Here is an 18,132-nt window from a genome sequence, read left to right as displayed (position 1 = left end):
TGTTACCCATTTACCAATCAAAAACAATAAATTAGCCATACCCTTACCCAAAACCTGCAAAATGACAACTTTCGATTTAAGCAAGACAAAATCCATAGCAAACACGTTCATCTCCGAACTTCGTGATGAAAATATTCAAAAAGATTCGATGCGTTTTAGAAAAAACCTCGAACGTATTGGAGAGTTCTTCGCCTATGAAATTAGTAAATCGATGAAATATGTGACTAAAGATGTTACGACGCCTTTAGGGGTTTCGCAATGTGAAGTTTTAGAGCAGCAACCTGTTCTGGCTACCATTTTAAGGGCGGGCTTACCCTTGCAGCAAGGGCTATTAAACATCTTTGATAAATCGGAATGTTGCTTCATTTCTGCTTATAGAAAAGTTAAAAAAAGCGGCGACTTCGTGATCCAAATGGATTATATCTCTAGCCCGGATCTGGATGGCAAAATATTAATTATGGCCGACCCTATGCTGGCCACCGGACAAAGCATGGTGATGTGCTGTAAAGAATTAATGAATAGATATCAAATTGCCGAGCTACACATTGTAGCCGCTATTGCCAGTACAGAGGGCGTAATTCATGTAAAAGCCAATCTACCAAAGGCTAAACTTTGGCTGGGTGCCGTTGATGAGGAAATGACCAGCAAATCTTACATTGTTCCAGGCCTAGGCGATGCCGGAGATTTGGCTTACGGAGAGAAAGTATGATCAAGATGTGGATCTTGTAAAAAAGTAACAGAGATAAAAAAATGAACGTTCTTTTTGTTTGCAGTAGAAATAAGTGGCGAAGTGCAACGGCTGAGACAATTGTTAAAAACTACAGTCAACACCAGATTCGCTCTGCAGGCACTGCACCATCTGCCCGGATCAAATTAAACCCACGCCATATATCGTGGGCAGATCTCATCTTCGTAATGGAAAAAAAACATAAACAAATAATAGCGGAAAAGTTTAATGAGGAGATTGTAAACAAGCGGATTATCATTCTGGATATTCCAGATGATTATCAGTACATGGATGAGCAATTAATTGAAGAATTACGCACTAAAACGCAAGGCTATCTATTATTAACATAGATGATCTACTTTTGTAAAAATATTTTAATGAAAAAACATATCTTTTTCGACCTCGATCATACCATCTGGGATTTTGATCGGAATGCCGAAGAAACCCTGAACGAACTCTACCATACCCATAAATTACAGGAACTGGGCTTACAATCGTGCTCCGATTTCATTTTAAAATATACGGAGAACAACCATCAGCTTTGGGCAGATTATCACCTTGGAAAAATTACCAAAGAATTTTTACGGGCAGAACGTTTCAGCAAAACCTTTATTCAATTAGGTATTCACCCCGATTCGGTACCGAACCAATTTGAAGATGATTACGTCAGTATTTCTCCAACCAAGACGAATCTCTTTGAGGCTGCTGAAGAAGTTTTGGCTTATTTACAGCAAAAATACTCTTTGCATATTATTTCAAATGGATTTAAGGAAACGACATTGACCAAAATGGATTTATCCAATTTAAATCCTTATTTCGAAAACGTAATTATTTCTGAAGATGTGGGCGTTAATAAACCAAACCCACAAATTTTTGAATATGCACTGGATAAAGCCAAAGCAACAAAGGCAGAGAGCATCATGATCGGAGATAGTTTGGAAGCAGATGTTTATGGTGCATTAAATTTTGGTATCGAAGCTATTTTCTTCAATCCCTTAGAAAAGGAAAAACCTGCCGATGTAGCCAAACAAATTACTCATCTGAAAGAATTAATGCTGCTTTTCTAATTGTTATTTTATCTTTATTAAATGACAAGCTCGAAAGTGAATACATCAATACATAAAATTGTGAATGCTTACAAAAACAAGCTATCACATTATGATGAAGAAGTTTTTCAGGTAACCCCACCCATAAATGGTTGGAGTTATAGCGAAGTGTATTCACATATATTCGATGCCAGCTTATTATCGCTAATTGCCTTAGAGAATAGTGCCCAAGGCAAAGGTGAAAAGGAAGCGACTCATTTTGCAGTTAAGGTTATTTTATTTCTTGGCGCCTTCCCTCCGTCGCAAAAATATAAAGTACCTAAGCGGTTGATAGCCCGAGTAAAAAAAATAACTAAAGCCGAAGCTTTAGACTTCATTCTTGAATTTGAGGAATCGCTAACGAAAATTTATCCGCTAGTTGCAACAGCCGATAGAACGATCAAAACCAAACATCCTCGTTTAGGATATTTAAACGCAAAACAATGGCTTCGTTTTATCGAAATTCATCTCAAGCACCATTTAAAACAGTTGGTTAGAATTGAGGAGGGTTTTAAACGATAAAAATAATTGTGCATATTTGATTAAACGGATAAGTTTTATGAAACACTTATTTTATTTCTTTGCTTTAGCGATTTTATCTTCGTGCAATAGCGAAAAAAAAGAAGAGAAAAACGCAGTTTTTGCTACCCCTGGTGGGCTGGAAGGATTGCAGAAGGGTACCAATACTAACATGGCTAAAGCGCAGACCATAGGCAAAACATTAATATTTAATCCTAAACATGGCGAGCCAGGCCATACCTGTGATTTGGCAGAAGGCGCACCGTTGAATCAAGCCGCAACTACACCAGCTCAAAAACCCGCCGCGCAAACACAGCCCATTGCAGTTAACCTACCAGCAACATCTACGGAAACCAGCAGTGGAAAAAACTTAAATCCTAAACATGGTGAACCAGGGCACAGATGCGATATTGCCGTTGGTGCGCCATTAGATTCGAAACCAGTTCAAACAGCACAAGCACCTACGGGCAAACCAGTGGTTTCCCAAACTATAAATACCAAAGCGGCCAAAGGAATGAATCCTCCCCATGGCCAACCGAACCACCGATGTGATATTGCAGTTGGTGCACCATTGACTTCTGAAGGGGTTCAGCCGGCAACGACAGTGACCACACCTCCAACTACTATTGCACCAGCAACTGTAAAAACTGCTGAAAACCAGACCGGGGGCTAAACTAATCAAAAACATGGTGAAGCAGCCCACTGATGCGATATTGCAGTGGTGCACCATTCAGTTGATTAACGCACATTTTTTTACATCTTTGCGCCAATGAAATTACCAGCCCTAAAAGGTTTTGATGAAGAAGCATTTAATAAGTATTTAAAAAATACAGGGTGGTTGATGTTTGGCCGCATCCTGAGTATGATTGTTGGCTTTGTGGTAGCCAGATTTTTGGGACCGATTTCATTTGGAGATTTAAGCTTTGCCGATGCTTTTACGGCAATTGCTGCTGCAATTGGAGCGTTAGGGTTGGACACCTTCGTGATTCGGGAGATTATAAATGATCCCAGCAAAAAAGATGAAATACTGGGAACTTCATTATTATTAAGGTTAACAGTTAATTTACTCTTGATCCCTGTTTCAATAGGTTTGTATTTATTGTTCCATCATCTTTCCGATAAGCCTGGAGAACCCTTAACCTATGTAGTGGCGTTGCTTTCATTTGCAGCTTTCTTTAAATCTTTCAACGTAATTGATTCTTATTTTCAATCGCAGGTGCAATCAAAATATGTTGTTCAGGTCCAAAATATTTGCGTAATCGCTTCTGCTGTTTTCAAAATTATCCTCGTGTATTTGAAGGTGCCGGTAATTTGGTTTGCCTGGGCACTCGTTTTCGATGGTTTTATCCTGGCATTAGGGCTAACGATCAGGTATCATTCCAAAGGATTTAGCATCTTTAAATGGCATTTTAAAAAAGAACGGGCGAAATCCTTATTGAAACAATCAGCACCTTTAATATTATCAGCGGTAATGGTTTCTATTTACATGAAGATCGATCAGGTCATGTTAAAAAGTGAAGGAAGTGCCGCGGTTGGGATATATAGTGCTGCTGCAAAAATTAGTGAAGCCTGGTATTTCATTCCAGTTGCGATTGTAACTTCAGTCTTTCCGGCATTAATTCATGCCAGGAAAACCGATCATGCCCGATATATTAAAAGACTGCAAAACTTGTATGATTTACTAGTGGCAATAAGCTTACCTGTGGCACTAATAATCACCTTCAGCTCCACTATCATTATCGATATTATTTATGACAATCGCTTTGCAGGAGCAGAAAATATGTTGCCCATCCATATCTGGTCAGGCGTGTTTGTTTTCTTAGGTAGTGCCAGCTCACAATTTCTTCTTGCTGAAGGATTTACCAAAATTTCCTTTTACCGAACTGCAGTTGGTGCAATAATAAATATACTTCTTAATCTCTGGCTAATCCCGCTATATGCAGGCGTTGGTGCATCTATTGCAACATTAATTGCATGTGCAAGCTCCGCATTTTATCTTTTACTTATCCCTAAAACCCGTCAGCAAGGAATAATGATGTTAAAATCGTTATTTTTGATCACAGCATTTCAAAAAATATTAAAACGTTGAGCACTTTAAAAGCACTTTCTACATTAATTGCAAAACCTAACAGGCTAAAAGCATTATTATCATACGGACATAAAGGTTATTTGAACAGCATTGGCTGGTTCACCGCCTTTGATAAAAAACAAGCGGTTGATGGGAACGGCAAAGCCCTTCCGTGGGTAACTTATTCTTTTATCGATTTTATTAACGAACGGCTCAATAAATCTCAACATATTTTCGAATATGGTTCTGGAAATTCTACTATTTTCTACGCAGAGAAAGCCGGATCTGTCACCTCTGTTGAGCATGATAAAGGCTGGTTTGATAAGGTAAAAGGAACAAGTCCGGCAAACGCAGAAATGATCTTTTGCGAGCTCCAACGCGATGGAGAATACGCAAAAAAGGCAGCGTTGTTAGGTAAAAAATTCGATATCATTATTGTTGATGGTCGCGACCGCGTACGATGCTGCAGATACAGCTTAGAGGCTCTAACCCCAACGGGCGTGATTGTTTTAGATGATAGCGAACGTGAATTTTATGATGATGCACGTACTTTTTTAAAAGGACAAGGCTTTAAGGAACTTAGTTTCAGTGGAATTTCTCCGGGATTTTTCTATGAGAAAGCAACATCGGTTTTTTATAAAACCGACAACTGTCTGGGCATTTAATCCTCAATGTTATGTTAAGCGAAGAAGTTAAAACAGCCTACGATAATTTTTATACCAATAGTGATGTAGCCTGGCGCATGCTTGGTGCTAAATATAAGGCAAAAAATATTGTTGATGTTTGTGAAGGAATCAGGCCGAAAAATGTTTTGGAGGTTGGTGCTGGCGATGGGAGTATCTTACATTTTCTAAATGATTGGAACTTCGCGCCGGAACTTTATGCCTTGGAAATTGCTCAAAGTGGTGTCGATATCATTAAGGATAGAAAATTATCTCGTTTAAAGGAAGCGCGGACTTTCGATGGGTACAAAATTCCCTACGAAGATGATAGCTTCGATTTAATTATTCTCGCACACGTTTTGGAGCATGTGGAACATGAGCGCATCCTTCTTCGCGAACTAAAACGGGTAGCGAAGTATATTGTAGTAGAAGTACCAAAAGATTACCGTTTTGGTGTAGATAACCGCATGAAACACTTTTTGGATTATGGACACATTAATATGTACACGCCAACCTCATTGAGGTTTTTATTGCAAAGCGAGGGATTGGAAATTCTGGAAGATAAGGTTTCGATGACTGCGCCAGAAACTGTAAAATTTAATGAATTCATCAATAGGAAAGCGCCTAAAACCTTTACAAAAAATCTAAAAATCGAACTGGAGTACAAGATTAAAAAAACTTTAGGGAATTTGCTGGGAAGAAAAAAACAAGAACAATTTGCAAACGCCTATACCGTTTTAACGCAGAAATCAGATTCTAATCTGCATATTTTCTAATTAGTAAACCTCATGAGCTCGTCATCCGGAATTTATTTCAGGATCTTAAAATAGCGATGCTGAAATAAATTCAGCAGGACGTATCGGATAGATGATGAAAAAATAAATCAATGCAAAACCTCGCCCCTATAGCCCTTTTTGTTTACAATCGTCCGCAACATACCGAACGAACAATAAAATTTCTGCAGAAAAATAATCTGGCGAGAGAGAGTAGGTTATTTATTTTTTCTGATGGAGCAAAAACATCAAACGAAGAAGAAAATGTTGCAGAAGTAAGAGCCATTATCAATAGAGTTGATGGTTTTAAATCTGTAAAAGTATTTGAGCGGAAAGAAAATGCTGGTTTAGCAAACTCTGTTATAGAGGGGGTAACCAAACTGATCAAGGATTATGATCAGGCAATTGTTCTGGAAGATGATTTGGTTACCTCACCACATACTTTAAGCTATTTTAACGATGCGCTAAATCGCTATCGCGATGAAGTAAAGGTAATGCATATCGGCGCTTACATGTATCCATTGAAAGCAGAGGGTTTACCACAGTCATTTTTTTACAGAGCCGCCACCAGCTGGGGATGGGCAACCTGGGGAAGAGCATGGAAGAATTTCGAGCCGAACATTGAAACGCTAATCAAACAATTTGATAAGAAGAAAAAATCGGCCTTTTCCATAGAAAATAAAATGAATTTCTGGAAGCAGATGCTCGAATTTAAAAAAGGCAAAAACAACAGCTGGGCCATTCGCTGGTATGCCTCTATATTTTTGAAAGGCGGCTTAACACTAAACCCCTCCCAGTCTCTGGTCAATAATATTGGGCATGACGGAACCGGTGTACACTCTGGAATCAACGATATTTATAACGTGGTAATCAACCCAAAACCCATTACTGAATTTCCAGAGGTAATAGAAGAAGATAAAAAAGCCTATCAAATCATCAAAAGCTTTCTATCTACCAGAAAAGGAAATATGGTTTTGAGGGTGAAACGTTTTGTAAGAGAAAAGTTAGCGCAATATTTTACTAAATAATCAAATTTATTCTTAGTAATTTGGCTTCCCGAAGCTAATAATATGAGAATAACATCCCTGTTTTTACTATTCCTTTCAATAACTACCTATGCTCAAAATGCGCCAGAACCTTATGGCGCCCTTCCTTCAAAAAGGCAGCTTGGCTGGCATGATGTAGAGGTGTATGGCTTAATTCATTTCACACCTACTACCTTTGAGAATAAAGAATGGGGGTTTGGTGATGCGGACCCAAAAACCTTTAATCCGGCTAATTTCGACGCTGAACAAATTGTTGCCGCAGCTAAAGCAGCTGGACTAAAAGGAATTATTCTGGTAGCTAAGCACCACGATGGTTTCGCTTTGTGGCCAACCAAAACAACAAATTATAATATTACTAAAAGTCCGTTTCGAAATGGAAAGGGAGATCTGGTAAGAGAAGTGGAGCAGGCGGCACGAAAAGCTGGCTTAAAATTCGGCATTTATTGCTCGCCCTGGGACAGGAATAATCCGCTTTATGGCACCAATAAATATTTAGCAATCTATCAGGCGCAGCTTAAGGAACTATACGGCAACTACGGAGAATTATTTATGAGCTGGCACGACGGTGCAAATGGTGGTGATGGTTATTATGGCGGAACCCGAGAAAAACGGTCTATTGATAACACGACCTATTATGACTGGACAAATACCTGGGCGATTACCAGAAAAATGCAACCTATGGCCAATATCTTTAGTGATATCGGACTTGACATCAGGTGGGTGGGAAACGAAGATGGGCATGCCGCGGAGACCAGTTGGGCTACTTTTACGCCCATGCCACCGAAAGGAAAAAATGTTGCAGTACCTGGTCAGGCAAATTATCCTGAGAGTCCGGAGGGAATAAGAAACGGCAAATTTTGGATGCCTGCAGAATGTGATGTTCCTTTGCGAAAAGGCTGGTTCTATCATCCTACCGAAAAACCAAAAACTCCTGAAATGCTTTTCGACCTGTATCTAAAAAGCGTGGGACGAGGCGCCGGCTTGGATTTAGGCTTAGCGCCAGACACACGGGGGCAGCTACACGATGATGATGTGTTAGCACTAAAAACGTTTGGGGAAATGGTTAAAAAAACGTTCTCAAATAACTTTGCCAAAAATGCAAGCATAACGGCCAATAATACGCGGGGAAAAAGTTATCCCATAAATAAGTTGGTGGATAATGATAAACAAACTTATTGGGCCACAACAGACAATATCCATACTGCAAGTTTGGAGATTAATTTGAAATCGGCAAAAACATTTGATATTGTCAGCCTACAAGAATATATCCCGCTTGGGCAAAGAGTAGAAGCTTATAATATTGAGATATTGGAGAATAACAGCTGGAAAAAAATTTATGATGGAACCAGTATTGGCGCGAAAAGGTTAATCAAATTGGATCAGCCTGTAACTACAAACAAAGTAAAAATCAACATTACTCAATCTCCGGTTTGTATTACCTTGAGCGAAATCGGATTGTATAAAAAAAGTTTATAAAGGTTTTTTTGCCTGCAAAATAATGTAGGGCGATAAGGCCTGGCTTTCAAAAGGAATAATTTTAGTAAAAACTTTACCGCTTAACCATACAGCTTTTTTGAAAAGCTTAACTCCGGCAGATTTCTGACTTTCGTTTTCGAGCCAAACACTAAACCTGCCAAAGTAGCCTGATTTAACTTCGTTCATCCCTGCTTTTTCGCAAATGGATTTTAGAAATTCAGGGTTCATGCTATCGATGTTATGTTTATCGTAATTTTCTTTATCGAAGTTTTTTTGGAACCAGCCATTTACCGCTTTAAAGTTTGGAAGAGTGATAAAAAGTGTTCCGCCTGGCTTTACGAAGGCAATATGGCGGTTTATAATATCAGCAGTATCGTTAAAATGCTCAATTAAACCACAACTCAACACTAAATCATATCGCTGATCTGGGTGATAATTGAATAAGTCGGTTTCTATAATATGAATATCTTTTTCTTTCAAGCCATTTTTTTCCAACAAATCGACTACCACTGGCGGATGAATAAAATAATCCAACAGCGTTACCTCTAGCTTAAGATATTTCTTCAAAAAAACGGCATAATAACCTGGAAAGCCGCCAAGTTCAATAGCTGTTTTAACATTATTGTGAGCAACAATTTCTCCGAGCTGGCGATGGAATACATAATTTGCTGGAATTTGGACTGCAAGTCCTTTTTTACTTTCCCAATAATTTACCCAAAAATTTCTGTCGGTTAATAAATTCGCCATATTTTAAAATAATTCCAAAGGCCAAAGAAACGGAAAAGAAAAGTGATTGGAAAGGTAAATTAATAAAATGTGAGGTACTGGACCGTTTAATTGCCAAGGTATTTAAACCAAAAAACAATCCAGTAACTCACAGCTAGCTTACTTCAAATCTTTCAAAATCTCCGCAACAGCTTTTTCCAACTGCGGATCTTTGTCAGCCAATCGATCTTCGAAGGTGTTTTTTACGAAGATATCTGGCTTAACACCTTCGCTTTCGAGGTTCTTGCCATCCATCGTATAACATCCCCATGAAGGTAAACGGTAAGATGATCCATCAACCAAACTTTTAGCTGAAGTAAAAATAATCCAACGGTAGGTTTCGGTTCCAATGATTTTACCCAATTTCAATTGCTTGAAGCCAGCAGCAGTCATTTCTGCATCGCTTAGCGATTGTTCATTTATCAGCAGTACAATAGGTTTTGCTGCCGGACCGAAGTTACTTTGCGGTGCCAATTTGCCACCACGGTATTTCCACTGCAAATACGGACGTTGAGAAAGAAACTTCAACACTTCATCATGTACATTCCCCCCTGTATTATAACGTAAATCTAAAATGATGGCATCTTTATTTTCTTCCTGAGCGACCATATCCAAAAGGAAAGTTTCCAATTCACCGCCGCTCATATTTTTCATGTAGGAATAGGCAATGCGATTATTCCCCCATTTATCTACATTCTTACGGTTGTTCGAGATCCACTCATCGTAAAGATTTCCACGTAAAGTTCCGGCACTTTCAGGATGGATGTTTACATAAATCTGTTTGCCTTTTCTCTCAAAGGTCAAAGTCATCTCTTTATCCAATGATGGCTTGCTGAAGTAGTAATCGCGATCAATATTTTCATCCACCTTAATGCCATTTACCTCGGTTAAAATATCTCCTGGTAAAATATTGGTTCCTGTACGTGCAGCATTGCTTTTTGCTGCAACCCGCTCTACTTTCAAAGGGTTTTCATTGTCGAAAATAATCCCGGTTTCGTTAGTGGTATAAGTTAAATTCTTTCTCTCCTCGGCACCTGCACTGTTAAAGCCCATGTGCGATGAATTTAATTCGCCCAGCATATCGTTCAGTAAAATCCTCAAATCGCTGCGGTTATTTACATAGGGAAGATAAGCCGCATAGCGGGTTTTCATCTTATCCCAATCCACACCGTGGAATTTTTCATCATAGAAATTTTCATCTAAACCCACCCAGGTTTCGTAAAACATCTGGTTAAATTCAGCATTTAGGTTCCTTGTAAATTTATAGCCATGATCGATCTTATCAAGCTTATTTCCTTCTAACGTATATTTATTGATCACGCCTCTGGAAAGCACAAAAAACTTATCTCCGGCTTGAACCATTGAATAATCACCCCCATCCGCAACTTTTTCCGTTTTATTCGCTTCAAAAGGTTCAATAGTTGTTCTGTAAATACCAGGTGCGCCACCCTCATGATTCGATGAATAAAAAACGTAGGTTTTATCGCCCTTAGCATAAGCATCTGTACCAAACTGACCTCCAAAAGCAGGACCAACCAGTTCAATTCTGTCCAAAATATCTTGCGTATTGATGGTAATTACAGCTGCCGGTTTAGGCGTTGGCTTTACTTCAGTTTTCTTTTTAGCGGTATCTGCCTTTCCTTTTTTGGTTTTGGGTTCAACAATTGCTGGCTTAACCTCGGCAGGTTTGGTTTCCTTAAATAAATCATCAAATTTATCCGAACGGTAAGGCTCATCGTAATTGTTCAAAGCCATGCGGTAAATGTGCGCATTCGACATCCCTGTTGGATAAGAGGGTTTCGTGCGGGCACTGGTGAAGAAAATGTATTTGCCATCTGGCGACCATGAAGGGCCGGTTTCTGTTACGCCCGTATTGGTGAGGCTGATTGTCTTATTGTTTTTTAAGTGATGAACGATGATATCCTGCTCAAAATTTCGATAGACGGTAAATAAAACATATTCATCATTTGGAGAAAAACTTGGCGCTGAATTTTGAAAAGCCCAAAACTCATCGGTTACCAGGGTTTTGCTATCAAAAGTTTTCAAGTCCATTAACCTCAACTCGTTTCTCCCACTTAAGTAAACCGCCATCGTTTTGGCTTTATTTAGGGTGATATCTCTATTGTTCGCTTTATCTTTTGTAAGTTGTTTAATCGTCCCTTTTCCATCGCCGGTAATGGTAAACCAGTTTTGAAAACCATTTGCTGTTTGACTAAAAAGAATAGTTTTATTATCAGCAAGCCACTTACATTCCATAGCCCTTTCGCCGCTATTGGTAATTTTCCTAACGAACTTGCCATCAACATCACTTACAAAAACTTCACCGCGAGAAATAAAGGCGATTTTTTTTCCATCTGTTGAGGCATCAAAAGCAGAGATATTTGCCCGCACATCATATTCTTGCTCTTTACTCAATACCTGATTTCTTGATGTACTGATGCTTACTTTTTCTGTTTTCTTAGCAGCAACATCATAGGTGTAGAGCTGATAATCTTTCTCAAAGACTACAATCGTTCCGTTTGCAGCAACAAATGGACGCTTAATAGAAGTTTCGAATTTTGTTAAGCCTGTTTTCTGTCCGCCAATAAAGGTGTAAAGATTATATTCTTCATTACCTTCATCAGATACGAAAAATACGTTGCCTGTCCGATCAACGCTGGTCCAAAAATCTTTTCCGATGTAATCGGTATAGCGCTTATAAGTTTTGGTTTTAGGATTGTAAGATTGAATATCAGGATTGTAAGCGCCTTTATAATGCTTGCGGTTAGGAAATCGCATACTTTCCCAGGTATCATTAAAAAACAATTCTCCCGTAGGCGACTCTGCAATATGGTGCGTAGTGTTGAAATAGTTATTGAATAAACGTGTTGCCGTACCGCCATTAATACCAACCTTATAGCTGGAAAAAGAATTGTATCTACCTGAAGTGAAGTAGATTGTTTTTGAATCCCAACTCCAGTTATCCACTTCATCAGATGCATCATTAAAGGTAATTTGTTTAATCTCGCCACCATTTATTGGCATCAAATAAACATCATTATTTCCAAATTGGTTGGAAGAAAACGCCAGCCATTTCCCATCAGGAGAAACTTTTGGATTGATCTCCTCTCCTTGCATGGCTGTAATCCGGTCGGCAACCCCACCTTTTACCGGCACTTTCCAAATGTCGCCATCATAACTGAATACTATGGTTTGCGCATCGGGCGTTAAAGCTGGATAAGATGCAAAATACGTTTGATTTTGGGCAAATGAATGGCAAGGTAAGAAAAACGCCATTGCTGTGAGCGATTTTAATAGGGATTTGATCATGATTTTGTTAGTTTGGCTTTGGTTGGATGAAATTACACAACAGATTTTATATTCGTAAACAATAAAATGTATTTTTGATTGATTTGAAAGTTGTACACCTAAATACTTATGATGGGAATGGCGGAGCTGGCAGAGCCTGTTTACGCTTAAGCGATGCACTAAAAGCCAGCGGAATTGATTCAAAGGTTTTGGTTTACTATAAGTTTGGGCAGAATCCAAAAATTGATACCTTCAGCAAAACACCGATTCAGAAAGCGATGGCCGTTTATAACATCTTATCAGAGAGATATTATGCAAAATGGTTAAGTAAATCGGTTAAAACCCCTTTTAGTTTACAGTGGTTTGGTAAATCTATTAAAAACCATCCTGATGTTAAAAATGCAGATATTATTCATTTGCATTGGATAAACCACGGTTTTCTTACGCCTAAGTTTTTAGCAGAGCTTGATGAATTGGAAAAACCAATCGTTTGGACTTTTCACGACAGCAATGCTTTTACAGGCGGTTGCCATGTAAGGTATGGCTGTGAAAATTTTCATCAGCAATGCGGAAACTGCCCTATTTTGAAGATAAGTGGCGACAATGATATCTCTCATAAAACCTGGTTGCGCAAACAGAAAGCTTACGGCGAATTAAACTTCCATATTATAGCGCCCAGCAACTGGATGGCAAAATCTGTAAAGTTTAGCAGCTTGTTGGGTACCCGGAAAACTTCAGTGATACCGAACACCATCGAAACGAATGTGTTCAAGCCTTATGTAAAATCGGAGGCAAAAAAAATATTGAAAATTAACCCTGATAAATTTGTATTAATGAGTGGTTTTATGCCCTCAAAAAACGACAAACATAAAGGAACGCCTTATTTAATCGAGGCGCTCGAAATTTTATCCCGGCGCACAGGCATTCAAAAATCAAATATCGAACTTGTTATTTTTGGAAATAAGGAGAACGCAGAAATGCCTGAGTTCCCATTCAAAACGACTTTCCTTGGCACCATTAATAAAGATGATCATTTGGCCAAATGTTATTCAGCCGCTGATGCTTTCATCACGCCATCTTTGGAAGATAATTTACCCAATACGGTGATGGAAAGTTTGGCCTGTGCCACGCCAGTAATCGCTTTTACTACAGGCGGCATCCCAGATATGGTAAAGCACATGCAAAACGGATACCTGGCCGAATATGAAAATGCAGAAGATTTAGCCAATGGCATCGAGTGGTTGTATCATCGCCCAAATAAAGAAGAGATACAAAAGGCTGCAAGGTTAAGCATATTATCTGATTTCTCTGAAGAGGTAATTGCAGCTGAACACATTCACTTGTATGAAACCCTGATCAATTTACAGCCGAAATAATATGGAACTCGCTGAAAGCCATCTTGGTAATATTAAGGCCTTGAAATCGGCAATTCTGCAGAGTCGTTACAGGGCAGCGGCTCTTGTTAATAAAGAACTTCTATCCCTTTATTTTGCGGTAGGTAAATTTATTTCCCAAAAAATTGAAGAGGAAAAATGGGGTGTAAAAGTTATCGAAAATCTATCAGCTGATTTACAAGTTGAGTTGCCAGGTTTAAGAGGTTTTTACGCAACCAATATGAAACGAATGAGACTCTTTTTTGAGTCGTGGCAAGAACAAACTGTAATTAGACCGACAGTGTCGGCCAAATTACAAATTATTGATTTAGAGGAGGTTAAATTTAGACCAACAGTGTCGGCCCAATTAGAAAAATCATTTTTTGGGCTAAGTTTTTCACACCATTTAGAAATCATACAAGGCACTCAAAAAATAGAGGAGAGAATCTTTTATATTCAAAAAACAGCCTCAGAATTTTGGAGTCTAAGCACATTGAAAAATCATTTAAACAACCAAACTTTTCAAAAAACTGGCAGCTTACCCAATAATTTCTTAAAAACAATTACCAATGATGAAGCTAGGCAAAAAGCCTTGCGATCATTTAAAGATGAGTACCTATTAGATTTCATTAATATCGAAGATAATGATGAGAAAGATGAACGGGTTTTAGAAAGCGAAATCGTTCAAAATATCAAGAAATTCTTAATGTCATTGGGATCAGACTTTGCTTTTATTGGCAATCAATATCGGTTAATTATAGAAGATGAAGAATACTTTTTAGACCTTCTATTTTTTAATCGGCGTTTACAATGTTTGGTGGTTTTTGAGCTGAAAACCGGCAAATTTAAGCCAGAATATATGGGCAAAATGAATTTTTATTTATCAACTTTAGATGAATATGTAAAGCAACCTCACGAACAACCATCAATTGGAATTATTCTCTGTAAAGAAAAGAAAAATAAGATTGTAGAGTTTTCTTTTAGAGATTTTAATAAGGCAATGGGTGTTTCTACCTATAAAACCAGTCATGTCTTACCGGCAGCATACAAAGGCGTTTTGCCAGATGTTGAAACCCTTAAAAAATTAATGGACTAACAATGCCAAAACTAACTGTCATCACCATCGTATACAATAACGTCCGGGATATTGAGCGAACAATCAACTCTGTGCTTAATCAAACCTATACACAAATAGAATACATTATTATCGATGGTAAATCTACAGACGGCACATTAGCAATTGTTGAAAAATACAAAAGCAATATTTCTAAAATCGTTTCAGAACCTGACAAAGGGATTTATGATGCGATGAATAAAGGACTGGCTTTGGCTACAGGAGATTATGTTTTGTTTATGAATTCGGGCGATGAAATATATGATGAGCAAACTGTAGAGGATGTTTTTGCTTCCGCCCAAGGTGCTGATATTTATTATGGCGAAACGGAAATGTATAATGATAATTGGGAAAGCCTGGGACGACGAAGGCATGAGGCACCGGAAAAATTCGACTGGACGAGCTTTAAATATGGAATGAACATCAGCCATCAGGCTATTTATATTCGCCGGAACATTATAGCCCCCTATGATTTAGCTTACAAATACAGCTCAGATATCGATTGGATTATTAAGGCTGCCAAAAAAGCTTCAAGCATTGTGAATGTTCATCGCTATGTGGCCAAATATTTGGTTGGCGGAATGAGTAAGAAGAAACACCGTGAAAGCTTGAAGGAGCGGTTTAAGATCTTTACCAAATATTATGGGTTAATCCCAAATATTTTTAATCACTTGATTATTGCAGGTAATTTGGCTTTTTATTTTCTTAAGCATAGAAGAACGAATGATTAGCATATGAATGAAGAACTTAAAGAGCTCCTCAATTATTATGAAGAGGAAAAAGCATTACTAGATTCATTAATTAAGGAAGATCTTATTGATTATGATTATAAGTCTGCTGGGTTACATTCTAAGGTTCTTTTTAAAATCGAAAATCAAACAAGATTACTAAAATCATTAATAGACCCACTGGCGGATGAAAAAAAGAGACTAAGTAGTCAAATCGAATTTTTCTTAACACAAGCCGATCTAAGTGAATCTAATGACTATAGGATATTTATGCTTGCACAAATTGATAAAAAACTCGACAAGTTACATGAACACAAACCTATATTTTAATGATGGACAAGAATTTGACGATGTCATTTTTGACCTGGTTGAAAAACGGGTCAAAGGTTTCACTTTCCGCTTAAAAGAATCAGCAAATCTCTATTTGGATTTCTCTATTAAAAATAGTTATTTAAGGATAAAGTTAACTCCATTTTCAAAGCTTCGTGATTATCTTAGCGTAGATAAATCAGAGATTGTCAATTTAAAGCAGATTGGATTCAGGAAAAATAAATCTAAGAAATACCTTCGGTACAAATATCCTTTAGTGCAATTTAAAGATTCGATTTTTATAAAAACAATCGTTAGCCGAGTTATATATGAAGTATTTTTCTATCACGATTTGGATGCCGTAACAACCTTAGAAATTAAAGGTTAATCATAAATTCAAAAAACAAAAATTCCCATAAAGCTGTATTTAATACATCACCTATTAAAAACAGAAAGATTATGGGACAATTAAGTAACCGCACAATAGCTGTACTTTCAGAAAGCGGATTTGAAGAAGTTGAATTAACCGAGCCAGTAAAAAGGTTAAAAGAAGAGGGGGCAACCGTTCACATCATCTCCTCTAAAAGTGGAAAAATTAAAGCATGGGATCAGGATCACTGGTCGATAGAAGTCGATGTAGATAAGACGATCTCGGAGGCAAATGCTGATGATTACAATGGCCTGCTTTTACCAGGTGGTGTAATTAACCCAGATGAATTGCGTGTAAATGAAGATGCAATTGCCTTCGTTAAATCATTTTTTTCAGCTGGAAAACCTGTTGCAGCCATCTGCCATGGTCCACAAACATTAATTAATGCTGATGTTGTGGAAGGCAGAAAATTAACATCAGTTAAAAATATTTCGCAGGATTTAATAAACGCTGGAGCACTTTGGAGCGACGAAGAAGTGGTTGTAGACCAAGGTTTGGTGACCAGTAGAACCCCGAAAGATTTGCCTGCATTCAACGATAAAATTGTAGAGGAATTTGCCGATGGCGTACACGAAGGGCAACACGCCTAAATGTTTTGGACGCTCTTTCTAGATTCACTCAAAAAACGGTTGGCAATTTGTCAACCGTTTTATTTATAACTTAACCTGCCGGATGATATTTTTGATATTCAATTCAATAATATCCGTCATGTTTTTGCACATCAAATAATTCGTGTCCTTAAAATATTCGCTCATGCTTTGTTTCAAAATGGCAATATTTTCTGGCGTAGTTAACTCTTCCTTGTTCGAAACATCACGCAGATCAGTCAAGCGATGGCGCTCACTGCGTACACGGTGTACAATAGAAGAACGTTCTTCCTGCTGATATTGAAGTACGGTTTTTTCGGTCAGCTGCTCCATACTCATTTTAACATAAGGCAAATTTTCCTTAAAAAACTGCGGCAGGTAAACCTTCAAATTTCCTTCGTAAAATTGCTGGTCAAAGTCGATTGCCCGAATGCGAAATTGAATATCATCAAAGTCAGGAGTAATTTGAACTACAAAATTGTACGCCCGCATATCGCCCAGCAGCATAATTAAACAACGCTCATTAAATTTTACAAATTCTTTTGCAATTCGCGTCGGATTGAATTCCGGGGTATATAATTGTCCTTTGGTAAAAACATCACCGGGGATGCCTGCAATGTGCTCCTCTACCAGAGTATCGCCATCAACTAAATAATTCACCTGGTTTGGAGAAAGAATTTCCTCCATTTCAAGACCATAAATTCGCGAAGCATCTGCTTTTTTAATATAAAAATAATCGTAAACGTCATTTAAGCGATTAACGATCCTGATCCGGAAAGGATGTGTGTTGCCAAAAGTGCAGTACTCAATCTTATCAATGTATTTATGTTCAACGATACGAAGATTTCCAGAAGCTTTGAGGTTGGCATATATCTCTTTTAAACCGTTATGCAAGGTTTCGATAAGATCTTGAGCATAAATCGGTCCCTCCCAAAGGGAGTCTTTACCAAATTTATCCATTAACGGAAAAGCCTCATTAAACTGCATCAAATCATTGTAGCCAATAGGCAATTTAGCTTCACGCTGATAAGTACGAAGGTACTTTTGCAATGCATGCGTAACCGGAAAAATCGGTTTCTTTTTCAGGATTTTTACGTCTTCATTTTCCATTAAAAGCAATGTAGGATTTTAAAATTAAACGCAAAGAATTTAAAGCAAGCGCAGATAACGCAGAGCTAGATG

General features: G+C 38.1%; 19 protein-coding genes. 16 read left to right on the top strand and 3 right to left on the bottom strand.

Annotated features, from left to right (window positions below):
• Positions 1 to 61: 61 nt before the first annotated feature.
• From upp to AC3ITD_RS20220, 10 genes are all read left to right on the top strand, one after another.
• A complete protein-coding gene (gene upp / locus AC3ITD_RS20265) occupies positions 62 to 709 on the top strand; it encodes a uracil phosphoribosyltransferase (protein ID WP_489362485.1) in 648 nt (215 codons plus the stop codon).
• 41 nt (positions 710 to 750) lie between these two features.
• Entirely contained in the window at positions 751 to 1,077 is a 327-nt protein-coding gene (locus AC3ITD_RS20260; RefSeq protein WP_489362483.1) for a low molecular weight protein tyrosine phosphatase family protein, read from the top strand.
• Between the two features lie 27 nt (positions 1,078 to 1,104).
• Positions 1,105 to 1,794 carry a YjjG family noncanonical pyrimidine nucleotidase gene (locus AC3ITD_RS20255; RefSeq protein ID WP_489362481.1) on the top strand — a complete coding sequence of 230 codons (690 nt, stop codon included), beginning with the start codon at positions 1,105 to 1,107 and terminating at the stop codon, positions 1,792 to 1,794.
• Positions 1,795 to 1,815: 21 nt separating this feature from the next.
• Complete coding sequence (locus tag AC3ITD_RS20250; RefSeq protein WP_489362479.1) at positions 1,816 to 2,334, top strand: DUF1569 domain-containing protein; 519 nt, start codon at positions 1,816 to 1,818, stop codon at positions 2,332 to 2,334.
• Between the two features lie 37 nt (positions 2,335 to 2,371).
• The gene (locus AC3ITD_RS20245) at positions 2,372 to 3,004 is read left to right on the top strand and encodes a hypothetical protein (protein ID WP_489362477.1); all 633 of its coding nucleotides are present in this window, start codon (positions 2,372 to 2,374) and stop codon (positions 3,002 to 3,004) included.
• Between the two features lie 96 nt (positions 3,005 to 3,100).
• On the top strand, positions 3,101 to 4,420 hold the full coding sequence (locus AC3ITD_RS20240) for a flippase (protein ID WP_489362475.1): 1,320 nt from the start codon (positions 3,101 to 3,103) through the stop codon (positions 4,418 to 4,420).
• On the top strand, positions 4,417 to 5,064 hold the full coding sequence (locus AC3ITD_RS20235) for a class I SAM-dependent methyltransferase (RefSeq protein WP_489362473.1): 648 nt from the start codon (positions 4,417 to 4,419) through the stop codon (positions 5,062 to 5,064). The genes AC3ITD_RS20240 and AC3ITD_RS20235 overlap by 4 nt, the downstream gene beginning before the upstream one ends.
• 11 nt (positions 5,065 to 5,075) lie before the next feature.
• Positions 5,076 to 5,837: a class I SAM-dependent methyltransferase gene (locus AC3ITD_RS20230; protein ID WP_489362471.1), complete on the top strand. Its 762-nt coding sequence runs from the start codon at positions 5,076 to 5,078 to the stop codon at positions 5,835 to 5,837.
• A 110-nt stretch (positions 5,838 to 5,947) separates the two neighbouring features.
• Positions 5,948 to 6,862, top strand: coding sequence for a glycosyltransferase (locus AC3ITD_RS20225; RefSeq protein ID WP_489362469.1), 915 nt, complete (start codon positions 5,948 to 5,950; stop codon positions 6,860 to 6,862).
• A 42-nt stretch (positions 6,863 to 6,904) separates the two neighbouring features.
• Positions 6,905 to 8,356, top strand: coding sequence for an alpha-L-fucosidase (locus AC3ITD_RS20220; protein WP_489362467.1), 1,452 nt, complete (start codon positions 6,905 to 6,907; stop codon positions 8,354 to 8,356).
• Here the strand turns inward: AC3ITD_RS20220 and AC3ITD_RS20215 are convergent.
• Positions 8,351 to 9,103: a class I SAM-dependent methyltransferase gene (locus AC3ITD_RS20215; RefSeq protein ID WP_489362465.1), complete on the bottom strand. Its 753-nt coding sequence runs from the start codon at positions 9,101 to 9,103 to the stop codon at positions 8,351 to 8,353. The genes AC3ITD_RS20220 and AC3ITD_RS20215 overlap by 6 nt on opposite strands.
• A gap of 138 nt (positions 9,104 to 9,241) precedes the next feature.
• Positions 9,242 to 12,430 (bottom strand): S41 family peptidase, encoded by a 3,189-nt coding sequence (locus AC3ITD_RS20210; protein ID WP_489362463.1) that lies wholly within the window; start codon positions 12,428 to 12,430, stop codon positions 9,242 to 9,244.
• A gap of 74 nt (positions 12,431 to 12,504) precedes the next feature.
• On the opposite strand from AC3ITD_RS20210, the gene AC3ITD_RS20205 reads away from it, so the two are divergent.
• The 6 genes from AC3ITD_RS20205 (at position 12,505) to AC3ITD_RS20180 (ending at position 16,953) form a co-directional block, all read left to right on the top strand.
• Positions 12,505 to 13,785 (top strand): glycosyltransferase, encoded by a 1,281-nt coding sequence (locus tag AC3ITD_RS20205; RefSeq protein ID WP_489362461.1) that lies wholly within the window; start codon positions 12,505 to 12,507, stop codon positions 13,783 to 13,785.
• 1 nt (position 13,786) lies between these two features.
• Positions 13,787 to 14,878 carry a PDDEXK nuclease domain-containing protein gene (locus tag AC3ITD_RS20200; RefSeq protein ID WP_489362459.1) on the top strand — a complete coding sequence of 364 codons (1,092 nt, stop codon included), beginning with the start codon at positions 13,787 to 13,789 and terminating at the stop codon, positions 14,876 to 14,878.
• A gap of 2 nt (positions 14,879 to 14,880) precedes the next feature.
• Positions 14,881 to 15,627 (top strand): glycosyltransferase family 2 protein, encoded by a 747-nt coding sequence (locus AC3ITD_RS20195; RefSeq protein WP_489362457.1) that lies wholly within the window; start codon positions 14,881 to 14,883, stop codon positions 15,625 to 15,627.
• A 3-nt stretch (positions 15,628 to 15,630) separates the two neighbouring features.
• A complete protein-coding gene (locus AC3ITD_RS20190; RefSeq protein WP_489362455.1) occupies positions 15,631 to 15,954 on the top strand; it encodes a hypothetical protein in 324 nt (107 codons plus the stop codon).
• Positions 15,932 to 16,321 carry a hypothetical protein gene (locus tag AC3ITD_RS20185; protein ID WP_489362453.1) on the top strand — a complete coding sequence of 130 codons (390 nt, stop codon included), beginning with the start codon at positions 15,932 to 15,934 and terminating at the stop codon, positions 16,319 to 16,321. Before AC3ITD_RS20190 ends, AC3ITD_RS20185 begins: the two co-directional genes overlap by 23 nt.
• Before the next feature lie 71 nt (positions 16,322 to 16,392).
• Positions 16,393 to 16,953: a type 1 glutamine amidotransferase domain-containing protein gene (locus AC3ITD_RS20180; protein ID WP_489362451.1), complete on the top strand. Its 561-nt coding sequence runs from the start codon at positions 16,393 to 16,395 to the stop codon at positions 16,951 to 16,953.
• A gap of 63 nt (positions 16,954 to 17,016) precedes the next feature.
• On the opposite strand, the gene AC3ITD_RS20175 is transcribed toward AC3ITD_RS20180, so the two are convergent.
• Positions 17,017 to 18,060 carry a hypothetical protein gene (locus AC3ITD_RS20175; protein WP_489362449.1) on the bottom strand — a complete coding sequence of 348 codons (1,044 nt, stop codon included), beginning with the start codon at positions 18,058 to 18,060 and terminating at the stop codon, positions 17,017 to 17,019.
• Between the last annotated feature and the right edge of the window lie 72 nt (positions 18,061 to 18,132).

Source organism: Pedobacter sp. KH_004 (genome assembly GCF_057840755.1).
This window is presented reverse-complemented; position numbering and strand designations above follow the sequence as displayed.

Excerpts from the sequence above, each read along its gene's own strand:
- AC3ITD_RS20180 (WP_489362451.1), top strand. The coding sequence starts at position 16,393 with ATGGGACAATTAAGTAACCGCACAATAGCTGTACTTTCAGAAAGCGGA.
- AC3ITD_RS20220 (WP_489362467.1), top strand. The coding sequence starts at position 6,905 with ATGAGAATAACATCCCTGTTTTTACTATTCCTTTCAATAACTACCTAT.
- AC3ITD_RS20195 (WP_489362457.1), top strand. The coding sequence starts at position 14,881 with ATGCCAAAACTAACTGTCATCACCATCGTATACAATAACGTCCGGGAT.
- AC3ITD_RS20245 (WP_489362477.1), top strand. The coding sequence starts at position 2,372 with ATGAAACACTTATTTTATTTCTTTGCTTTAGCGATTTTATCTTCGTGC.
- AC3ITD_RS20230 (WP_489362471.1), top strand. The coding sequence starts at position 5,076 with ATGTTAAGCGAAGAAGTTAAAACAGCCTACGATAATTTTTATACCAAT.
- upp (WP_489362485.1), top strand. The coding sequence starts at position 62 with ATGACAACTTTCGATTTAAGCAAGACAAAATCCATAGCAAACACGTTC.
- AC3ITD_RS20225 (WP_489362469.1), top strand. The coding sequence starts at position 5,948 with ATGCAAAACCTCGCCCCTATAGCCCTTTTTGTTTACAATCGTCCGCAA.
- AC3ITD_RS20185 (WP_489362453.1), top strand. The coding sequence starts at position 15,932 with ATGAACACAAACCTATATTTTAATGATGGACAAGAATTTGACGATGTC.
- AC3ITD_RS20215 (WP_489362465.1), bottom strand. The coding sequence starts at position 9,103 with ATGGCGAATTTATTAACCGACAGAAATTTTTGGGTAAATTATTGGGAA.
- AC3ITD_RS20175 (WP_489362449.1), bottom strand. The coding sequence starts at position 18,060 with ATGGAAAATGAAGACGTAAAAATCCTGAAAAAGAAACCGATTTTTCCG.
- AC3ITD_RS20255 (WP_489362481.1), top strand. The coding sequence starts at position 1,105 with ATGAAAAAACATATCTTTTTCGACCTCGATCATACCATCTGGGATTTT.
- AC3ITD_RS20200 (WP_489362459.1), top strand. The coding sequence starts at position 13,787 with ATGGAACTCGCTGAAAGCCATCTTGGTAATATTAAGGCCTTGAAATCG.
- AC3ITD_RS20190 (WP_489362455.1), top strand. The coding sequence starts at position 15,631 with ATGAATGAAGAACTTAAAGAGCTCCTCAATTATTATGAAGAGGAAAAA.
- AC3ITD_RS20240 (WP_489362475.1), top strand. The coding sequence starts at position 3,101 with ATGAAATTACCAGCCCTAAAAGGTTTTGATGAAGAAGCATTTAATAAG.
- AC3ITD_RS20250 (WP_489362479.1), top strand. The coding sequence starts at position 1,816 with ATGACAAGCTCGAAAGTGAATACATCAATACATAAAATTGTGAATGCT.
- AC3ITD_RS20260 (WP_489362483.1), top strand. The coding sequence starts at position 751 with ATGAACGTTCTTTTTGTTTGCAGTAGAAATAAGTGGCGAAGTGCAACG.
- AC3ITD_RS20210 (WP_489362463.1), bottom strand. The coding sequence starts at position 12,430 with ATGATCAAATCCCTATTAAAATCGCTCACAGCAATGGCGTTTTTCTTA.